This window comes from Desulfobacterales bacterium, assembly GCA_029211065.1.
In the GTDB taxonomy this organism is placed as follows: domain Bacteria; phylum Desulfobacterota; class Desulfobacteria; order Desulfobacterales; family JARGFK01; genus JARGFK01.
The window spans coordinates 1-9,363 of sequence record JARGFK010000141.1 but is presented as its reverse complement, the minus strand read 5'-3'; the positions used below and the strand labels follow the sequence as shown (position 1 = coordinate 9,363).

Annotated in this window: 8 protein-coding genes; 3 read left to right on the top strand and 5 right to left on the bottom strand. The window is 53.0% G+C overall.

Translation table 11 applies throughout. From position 1 onward, the window contains the following. Positions 1 to 106: 106 nt before the first annotated feature. Positions 107 to 1,666 carry a UbiD family decarboxylase gene (locus P1P89_20655; GenBank protein ID MDF1593925.1) on the top strand — a complete coding sequence of 520 codons (1,560 nt, stop codon included), beginning with the start codon at positions 107 to 109 and terminating at the stop codon, positions 1,664 to 1,666. A gap of 151 nt (positions 1,667 to 1,817) precedes the next feature. On the opposite strand, the gene P1P89_20650 is transcribed toward P1P89_20655, so the two are convergent. From P1P89_20650 to P1P89_20640, 3 genes are read right to left on the bottom strand one after another with little or no spacing between them, the layout of a single operon-like run. Continuing rightward, positions 1,818 to 2,156 carry a PilZ domain-containing protein gene (locus P1P89_20650; protein ID MDF1593924.1) on the bottom strand — a complete coding sequence of 113 codons (339 nt, stop codon included), beginning with the start codon at positions 2,154 to 2,156 and terminating at the stop codon, positions 1,818 to 1,820. 23 nt (positions 2,157 to 2,179) lie between these two features. Then, on the bottom strand, positions 2,180 to 2,926 hold the full coding sequence (locus P1P89_20645; GenBank protein MDF1593923.1) for an HAD hydrolase-like protein: 747 nt from the start codon (positions 2,924 to 2,926) through the stop codon (positions 2,180 to 2,182). 17 nt (positions 2,927 to 2,943) lie between these two features. After that, a complete protein-coding gene (locus tag P1P89_20640) occupies positions 2,944 to 3,846 on the bottom strand; it encodes a hypothetical protein (GenBank protein MDF1593922.1) in 903 nt (300 codons plus the stop codon). Positions 3,847 to 4,282: 436 nt separating this feature from the next. On the opposite strand from P1P89_20640, the gene mgtE reads away from it, so the two are divergent. Next, entirely contained in the window at positions 4,283 to 5,638 is a 1,356-nt protein-coding gene (gene mgtE / locus P1P89_20635; protein ID MDF1593921.1) for a magnesium transporter, read from the top strand. Positions 5,639 to 5,665: 27 nt separating this feature from the next. Here the strand turns inward: mgtE and P1P89_20630 are convergent, their stop codons facing one another. Beyond that, positions 5,666 to 6,559: a dihydrodipicolinate synthase family protein gene (locus P1P89_20630; GenBank protein ID MDF1593920.1), complete on the bottom strand. Its 894-nt coding sequence runs from the start codon at positions 6,557 to 6,559 to the stop codon at positions 5,666 to 5,668. 222 nt (positions 6,560 to 6,781) lie between these two features. On the opposite strand from P1P89_20630, the gene P1P89_20625 reads away from it, so the two are divergent. Further along, on the top strand, positions 6,782 to 8,314 hold the full coding sequence (locus tag P1P89_20625; protein MDF1593919.1) for a radical SAM protein: 1,533 nt from the start codon (positions 6,782 to 6,784) through the stop codon (positions 8,312 to 8,314). A 19-nt stretch (positions 8,315 to 8,333) separates the two neighbouring features. On the opposite strand, the gene P1P89_20620 is transcribed toward P1P89_20625, so the two are convergent. Then, positions 8,334 to 9,182 (bottom strand): S1-like domain-containing RNA-binding protein, encoded by an 849-nt coding sequence (locus tag P1P89_20620; protein ID MDF1593918.1) that lies wholly within the window; start codon positions 9,180 to 9,182, stop codon positions 8,334 to 8,336. Positions 9,183 to 9,363: the final 181 nt, after the last annotated feature.

The window sequence follows — 9,363 nt, the reverse complement described above, 5'->3', positions numbered from 1 at the left end:
CGGATTTGCCCGATCGGTTGATCGCGCTATTGGCCGCTTAGCAATATGAATGCCAACCGTTATTTGCGTTCATAGATTTTTTTACTTTATAAAAGGAGGTTAACTTATGGCAGAAGCAAAAAAAGTACGGCGCGATGTTTCCAGCTTGAGGAGCACTATCAAGTGGATGCTATCGGAAGGAGATGTTGTCGAAACCAGCAAAGTGGTCAATCCCGACCTGGAAATTACGGCGCTTCAGAAAAAACTGGATGGCGGTCTGGGCCTTCTGTTTCGCAACGTGAAAGGCTATGATCACATCCAGGCCATCACCAACATGTATGCCAACCGGAACGTCATCAACAAAATGTTCGGCTGGAAAAACGAAACAGACCGCACGATTCAGTTGAGCAAATCCTTCTTAAAGCCGATCCCGCCGGAAATTGTAACAAAAGCCCCGGTTCAGGAAGTGGTCATTACCGACGATCTGGACGTAAACAAATATGTACTGGCCATCCGGCACACAGCCCTTGAAACCGAGTTTACGGTCGGCAGCGCGCAAACCGTGGTGGTGGGCAAATACTTTGACGGCGGCACCCACATCAGTTACAACCGCATGAATTTCCGCTGGGGAAACATCGGGACGTTCCAGATTTCGCCGGGTTCGCATATGTGGCAGATCATGACCGCGCATTACCGTGATAAAGAACCCATTCCCATTACCATGAACTTCGGCATCCCTCCGGCAGCCCAGCTGGCGGCCGGCAGCGGCTTTGACTATGTCGTCCTGCCCAAGGGCTGCGACGAACTGGGGGTCGGCGGCGCCATTCAGGGCTTCCCGCTGCGCATCGTCAAGGCCAAAACCATTGACGCCTACGCCCTGGCCGATGCCGAGCTGGTGCTGGAAGGCTACCTGCACCCCCGCGACAAACGTTATGAAACCCGGGAATCCGAAGAAGCCGGCGTCCAGGGCAAATACTTCTTCCATCCCGAATGGGCCGGTTACATGGGCAAAGCCTATAAAGCCCCCACGTTTCACGTGACCGCCATCACCATGCGGGACCCCAAAAAGGAAAAGATCACCATCTGGCCCATGGGCGTTCACACGGCTGATGCCCAGAACAATGACCAGCTGATTCGCGAAGCCGCCATCTATGAACTGTGCAACCGGCTGCAGCCCGGCATCATTCAGGATGTGCACATCCCCTACTGCCTGACCGAATGGGGCGGCTGCATCCTCCAAGTCAAGAAGCGCAACAAGATCGAAGAAGGCTGGCAGCGCAACTTCCTGTCCGCAGTCCTGTCCTGCAGCCAGGGAATGCGGCTGGCCATTGCCGTGGATACGGACATCGACATGTACAGCATGGATGACATCATGTGGGCCCTGACCACCCGCGTCAACCCGCAAAACGACATTCTGAACCCCCTGCCGGGCGGCCGCGGCCAGACTTTTATGCCGGCCGAGCGCATGACCGCCGGCGAGCGGGAATGGACCGGCGCCAATACCCGTTTTGAGGGCGGCATGGGCATAGACGCTACGGTTCCGTTTGGCTATGAGCAGGATTTCCACCGGCCGGTTTACGCAGTGGAAAAGGTCGACCCTGCCAAGTGGTTCACAAAATCAGAAGTGGCCCGCATCCAGAGCCATATGAAGGGTTGGGTGGAATCGCTGGCGCGCACCGGCCGGTAACGTTGGTTGCCGGTACATCGCTCTGTTTTAAAAATATAAAAGCTCCGAAGCACTATTGTATTTAAACCCACGATAGCCTTTCGGAGCTTTTTCTTTTGGGATCAAACGGCAGGGCCAATTTTAAAATAGCTGAAAAATGATGCGCCTTTGTCTAAAAGCAGTATTTTTTTGTGACCGTATCAATGATCCGGCCGTCCCGTTCGGAAAGGCCGCTGAATTCAAACCCCGTATTGTAAAAATCGGTTTCGCTGTCCTTGGCGCTCCACATGCTCCGGGCCGAAAAATGTATCTCTCGGATCCCTTCAATTTCAGCCGGAAGTTCGAGCTGAAGGTCAAAACCGAGGCCTGCTTCAATGGGTTCTTCACAGGTCAGCATTATCCCCTTTTCCGTGATGTCAACCGCGTGACCCAAAAGGTCACCGGTCTTGGTATCCACAACCTTTAAATAGACCTTCAGCGCTTTTCGATCGGATTGTCTTTTCTTTTCCATCAGACGGCTCCTTTTTTTCGAATTTAAGACAGCTCACGTACCACATCGACAACCCCGGCCAGCAGGCCGGCATAGTCCGGTTTGGGAATATCAAGGGGTTGATTTCCGCTTAAGTTCCGACTCTGCTTTAAAGCTGAGTTGTCTATCCCCCTGGCATCGTCCGTCAGGTAAGTTTTCATGCCGACGCTGGCGGCTATCATGTCATTGATGGGATCGTTGCCCACCATCAGGCAGTTTTGGGGAGCTACCCGGATCTTATCGCAGATTTCAAGATAGTATTCCAGGCGCGGCTTGCAAAACGTCATGTTTTCAATATGGGTTACCAGGGTAAACGGAACATGCGCCAGGCCGGCCCAGGCCAGGCGCTTTAACTGGACATTCTCGGGAAAAAGCGGGTTTGAGGCCAGCACCAGCTTAAAGCTGCCGTGCTGCAGTTCGTTGAAAACGTCATAGAGCGAATCGGGCAGGGAGACATTGACTTTCAGTTTATCGTACTCTTTTTCGTAAAAATACTGAAACCGCTGCCACAGCTCGTCCAGCCGGTCTTCATATCCCCGGCTGAAACCTGCCAGAAAATAGTCTTTGTTGCTGATTTGACCGTTGTTTTTTTTCAGCGCCCGGGTGCTGGAAATCAGTCGCTCAATAAACACCTCCGGCGGCATGATGTCGGCGAACACGCTGGAAATGCGCTTTATATAGCCGGCATAAAAAATATCCTCGTCAAACATGATCAGCGTGTTGTCCAGATCAAACAGAATGGCCTTTAACATGCTTGAATCCTCATTTTTTAAACACATGCCACCGCCCGCCAGATCCCCTTATGGAGCCATATCCGTGAAAAAGGAGCCTCGATGGGCAATACGGCTTTTTCAAGCGTTTGCAGGTCAAAAGTGATGACATCCTGCCGGTGGTTAGGATCCCACGGCTCTAAGATGACCGCCTCGTTTTGCACGGGAACCAGACGGGGAAAAAGCGCCGCTCCCCAGGTCCGGGATTCAAGGGCGTTTTCGAGATCCTTCATGCGACGGTATCCGGACAGTTCATAGAGCGTGACCAGCGTGGGCGGGCTCAGCGGAACCCTGCCGTCCAGATTGCCCGTCAGTCCGTCGCGCGGAATTATCCAGATCCCGTGGACGGTTTCATGTCTGTCCGGACGGCAGACCTGCTCCTCGGAAAGGACGGTCAGAAAAAACCGCGTGTCATAGCGCCGCTTCATCAGCTCCGGTGTGATCCAGTGTGACCATCTTTTCAATCGGCTGAACGCCAACATCCAGCCTTCGGATACGATCAGCTCTCTGAACCAGCCCCTTGAGAGCGGTCCTACCGACCGCCGGCGGCAAATCCTCTCCAGATCGTCTTCACGCTGCTGTGCTTGCCGGACAAGTAAAACCCCGGCCTCTTCAAATGTTTCCCGCAGCGCCGCAACCCCATAGGCCAGGATGTCTTCAAGCGCCATCCCGCCGCCCAGCCGATGGTCGATTTCTTCGACATCCATGTCAACGTGCCGCCGCCATATTCCCGGGTCGCGATCTTCGGAATCGACGGTTCCTCCCGGAAAAACATAATACCCCCCCATAAAGCCGCTTTTTTCATTTCTTTTCAACAGGTAAACCTGAAATTCTTCTCTATGCGGCCGGATCAGAATAACCGTTGCAGCAGGTCTCGGGGTTTTTGGACTTGTTGTTTCCATACGTATCGCAAACCGGGCCTATCAGATAAAGACTTCCTGGGTGCAGTTTCCAGAATCTACCTAACCAGAGCCTATGATAAATGTCAAATACAGCTTTGTATACTTGTAGTTCCTGTCAAATCTTTTCTAACCGAAATTGAAATTTTTCTTGCCTTCTGTCTGAAAACGATTAAAATGATCCCGTTTTTAAAATCGGTTCGAATCTAAAAAAACTGTTTTAACAGGGGAAGGAATACATGAACGGTGATGACCCTGGCAGTTGTTCCTGCCACCCATCCTTAAAAAATTTAAAGCCATATAAAGATTCTCTGTTTCCTGCCGTCTGGAGATACCCGCACGAGCGTTGCGACAGACCCGTTCTTAATTACTGATTTCTCAAAGCGCTCCGGCGGTCTTTTCTTCCAGCCCATGGAAACAGGCCTTAAAGGAGACGCTAATGAACGCCCCAGCGCAACATTCAATTCCAAGCAGCCCACCGAATGTGGAAGCATCCGCTATCGAAATCGACCCGTTGCGGGAGCTGCACCCGTCTGATATTGCCGAAACCCTCGAAGCCATGGAGCTGGCGCCGCTGGATATCATTCAAACCCTGCTGCGGATTGGCAACCCCCTGGCGATCGACGCTTTCCAGCAGCTGTCATTTGAAACGCAGCTTGCCTGCCTTGAATCCGGCAATACCCAGACCATGCTGCGATTTATCGAACAAATGGAACCCGACGACCGGGTTGATTTGCTGAAAAAGGTCGACACGGATGTCTGGGAAGCCATGATGCCGCTGATCGCCCAGGCTGAACGCAACGAAATCCGACGCCTGTGGAAGTTTGCCGAAGGAACCGCCGGCGCGGTTATGACCACGGAATATGCTTTTCTGCCGGCTGATATCGACGTACGCACCGGACTTGAGCGCCTGCGCTTTCAGGCCCCCAACAAAGAGACCATCTATTACATTTATATCACGGATGCCCAGCGGCACCTGCTGGGAATGATATCGCTGCGCGATCTGATCATGTCCAAACCCCAGACCGTTTTAGACAAGATCATGCAGACCAACGTGATTTCGGTACGACATGACATGGAAGTTGAAGAAGTGGCCGCAGCCATTTCCAAATATGATTTCCTGGCCCTGCCGGTTGTGGATGCTGAAAATCGCCTTTTGGGAATCATTACCGTTGATGATGTCATCGATATCATCCGGGCTGAAAACACCGAGGACTTTCATCGGATTTCCGCCGTGGTCCCCTTTGATGAACAGTATTTCAAGCGTCCCCTGCCGCGACTGTTCTGGAACCGCTTTCTGTGGCTGGCGATTCTGCTGTTTACCTCGCTGCTGTCCACCACCATAATGGAATTGAATTCCGCCACCCTGCAACAGATGGTGGCGCTGGCATTCTTTATCCCCATGGTCACGGGAACCTGCGGCAATGCCGGAACGCAATCCGCCACCATGGTGGTGCGGGCACTGGCTCTGGGTGAAATCCAGCCCCGGGATTTTCCCCGGGTGTTTTACCGGGAAATCTTAATGGGACTTGCCCTTGGCTGCGCATTGGGATTGATGGCTTACTTTCGTGTTTTACTGCAGGATCACAACATCATGCTCGGATACATCGTGGCCACGGCCCTGCTGGCCACGCTCGTGACGGCTAATCTGGCGGGCGCGCTGATTCCGCTGTTTCTGAAAAAAATCAACCTGGACCCGGCCCTGACGGCCGGTCCGTTCATTGCTACCATCATTGACGCTGTAGGCATAACGCTTTATTTTCAGATTGCGGTGTTGCTGCTGAAAGCAGCGTAAAAAAGGGGGCGTTTTACAAAGGTCTCGCTACAGCACACCGAGATTCACCAGCGCTTTTGTCAGGCCTGCTTTCTGCGCCGGAGTCAGCGCGGGCATCGGCAGCCGAACCGGGCCGGCCGGCAATCCCAGAATCTGCAGGGCTTCCTTGGCCGGCGACACATAGCCGGGATCATATTCTAAAAAGCGGTTTAACTCCTGAACTTTAAAATGCAGCTCCCTGGCTTCGGAAAACTTGTTTTCCCTGAAAAGCGTATAAATTTTTTTCATCTCTATAGGAATGATACTGGCCGCCGTTGAATAAATCCCGGCCGCCCCTGCCATCAATGCCGGAAAAAACTGGCTGTCGATCCCTGTGCAGATTGAAGCTTCGCCTTCGGTCAGCCGCATCACCTCCACCAGTTGGCCCATATCCGCGTTGCTCTGCTTTATCCCGATGATATTGTCCAGCTGCAGCAGCCTGGCCAAAAGGGCCGGCGACATGGGGTTGCCGGTATATAGCGGGTTGTTGTAAACCACCACCGGAAGTATATTTTTTCCCGCCAGGGTCTTAAAGTGTAAAAACAGGGCTTCCTCGTTCAGAATAAAGTAATAGGGGGGCACCATGATGGCAGCGTCCGCGCCGGCATCCCGGGCATCGGTCATCAGTTCGCTGCACTCGCGAATGGTGCAGGCTGCGGTGCCGGCAATGACCGGAACGGTACCTTTAGCTTCATCTGCCACAATCCGGATGACGGTTTTCTTTTCCGCGCGACTCAAGTGTGGAAACTCCCCGGTGCCGCCGACCGCCATGACGCCGTCCACCCCGCCGTCCAGCAAATAACGCGTCAGTGTTTTAAGCCCTTCAAGATCAAGGTCTTCATTGTCCCTAAACGGTGTGGCAATGGCCGCAACAACACCCTGAATATCATGAGATGTCAGCATATTTCCTCCATGTTAAATTGTCGGTCCCTAAACGCGAATTATATTAAACCGTTTCATTCCGCTGGTGCAATAGCTATCCGGTTTTTTTTCGAGGCACGTGAAATGTTTTGACTTGAAAATTAAAGATAGTCCTGTACCAACTTTAAGGCATGGTCGCTTTTGTAAGAAACCCTTTTGGATAGGTCTCTTTACAACACTTAAAGAGTTAGATACAGAAGAATAATGACTGACCGCAAGATACTTTTAATTTGCCCACCGGTGGCAAAGCCCTGTGAACCCCCTGCCGGCATTGCCAGGCTGGCCGGTGTTCTCAAAGGGCACGGCGTGGCTGTCAGGGCCCTGGATGCCAATCTGGAAGGCTTGCGGCACCTTTTGAATTCCCCCGTCCGGGGTTCCGACGCTTGGACCCGGCGGGCCGTCCGCAACTTGGCTACGAACCTGAAAACGCTGACAGCGGCCCCTATGGTTGAGCATTTCGACCGCTACAAGCGGACGGTTTCCGATCTCAACCGGATACTCCAAATGGCCGGCCGACCGGCGGGCATTGAGTTGGGGCTGGCCAACTACCAGGACGGCCGGCTCTCGCCCCTGCGTAGCCGGGACCTGCTTAGCGCCGCCAAAAACCCTGAAAAAAATCTTTTTTTCCCTTACTTCAGCCAAAGATTTGACGGGCTGCTGAAAAAAGAAAATCCCGAAGCCGTCGGATTCTCCCTCAATTATCTCAGTCAGGCCCTGACCACCTTTGCCATGGCCGGATATGTCCGGCAGGTTTCCCCGAACGCCCGGATCATTCTCGGGGGCGGACTGGCAACTTCCTGGATGAGAATCCCCCATTGGCAAAATCCGTTCGAAAAAATATTCGATCACCTGGTGGCCGGCGCCGGGGAAGCTGCGCTGCTTGACTTGCTGGAAGCATCCGGAGACTGCCGCGACAGCACCCCCGATTATGACGATTTTTCTCTGACCGCCTACCTGTCGCCCGGATCCATCCTGCCTTACAGCGCCTCCAGCGGCTGCTACTGGAACCGCTGCTCCTTCTGTCCGGAACGGGCCGAGGAAAATCCCTACCAACCGGCGCCGGCAGCTACGGTCATCCGCGACCTTCACGTACTTTCGGCAAAGACCCGTCCCGCGCTGATCCATTTACTGGATAATGCCGTGAGTCCGAAACTGATGGAAGCCCTCACAAAAAATCCGCCGGGACCCCCCTGGTATGGTTTTGCCAGATTCACCGCTCACCTGGCGGATCCGGATTTTTGTCAAAGGCTGAAACAATCCGGCTGCCGGATGCTGCAGTTGGGCCTGGAATCGGGGGACCAGAAGGTTCTAGACAGTCTGAATAAGGGGATCGATCTTGAAATGGCGGCGGCCGCCCTCAATGCTCTTAAAAAAGCCGGCATCGCCACTTATGTCTACCTGCTGTTCGGCACCGCGGCTGAAACCCGCAGGGCGGCGGAAAAAACCCTAAACTTTACGGCCGCGCACAGCGACCAAATCGGGTTTCTCAACCTTGCGATCTTTAATCTTCCGGCCCATGGCCCGGAAGAGCCGCAGCTCAACACCTCGGAATTTTATGACGGGGATCTTTCGCTGTATCGAAGCTTCAAACATCCTGGGGGCTGGCACCGGCAGGAAGTGCGCCGGTTTCTAGACAGGGAGTTCGGTCGACACCCGGCCATCGCACCCATATTAAGAAGGGACCCGCCGATCTTTACTTCCAATCACGCGCCGTTTTTTTGTCGGCAGTCTGACTGAGGGGACAGCCCGGTGGGTTTTATCTTCCCTCATTTTTTCGGGTAAGCGCGATGCCGTCCTTTTCAAGGGAGATGCGGTGCGCCTTGTAAAGCGTGCCAATCGCTTTTTTAAAAGTTTTCTTGCTGATTCCGAACAGGCTGTAGATACGTTCAGCCGATGTTTTATCGGTCACATCCATAAATCCGCCGTGGGACTGGATTACCGCCAAAATATTCTCGGACTGGTCCAATACTTTTTCATAGCCGGGTTTCTCCAGAGACAGGTCGATTTTACCATCGCTGCGCACGTTTTTTATAAAGCCCTGGATCCGCTGGCCCAGGCGTAATTTCTGAAAAACTTCATTATGATAGAGAACCCCCCGGAGACGCCTGTCGATGATGGCGGTATAACCCATGTCGGTCCTGTCGGAAATTTGCAGGTCCACCGGCTGTCCTTTCTCAAAAACCGTCGGCTGGGCAGCCAGAAATTTTTTCAGCTTGGAGGATGCCGCAATGCGTTGGCTGGTCGTGTCGAGATAGACATAAACCGTATATAAGCAGCCTTCCTTCATGCGCTGCTGTTGTTCCTTGAACGGGACCAGCAGGTCTTTGGGCAGGCCCCAGTCAAGGAACGCCCCGAAGTTGTTCACCGCCGCGACCTTTAGCAGCGCCAGTTCCCCGACCCCGGCATACGGCCGCAGGGTCGTGGCGATCAAACGGTCTTCCGAGTCATGGTAGAGAAACACCTCGACGCTGTCTCCCGGCTGACACCCTTGGGGGACATATCGTTGCGGAAGCAGAATTTCACCCAGGGCTTCCCCGTCGAGATACACCCCGAAATCAACCGCTTTAACGACTTTCAATGTATTAAACTTACCAATTTTCGGCATGCTTTTATGTCCCTTGGAAGAACCACCCTTATTGGAAGGTCTTGGATCTCCCCCCAATTCGTCAAGAAAAATCGGTCCAGGATTCGAAGGATCGAGAAATAAAGTGTTTAATTTGACATTGTAAAGATTATTCTTGCAATTACTTCAGTTATTTACTATGGATGTATTCATGAAATCAACC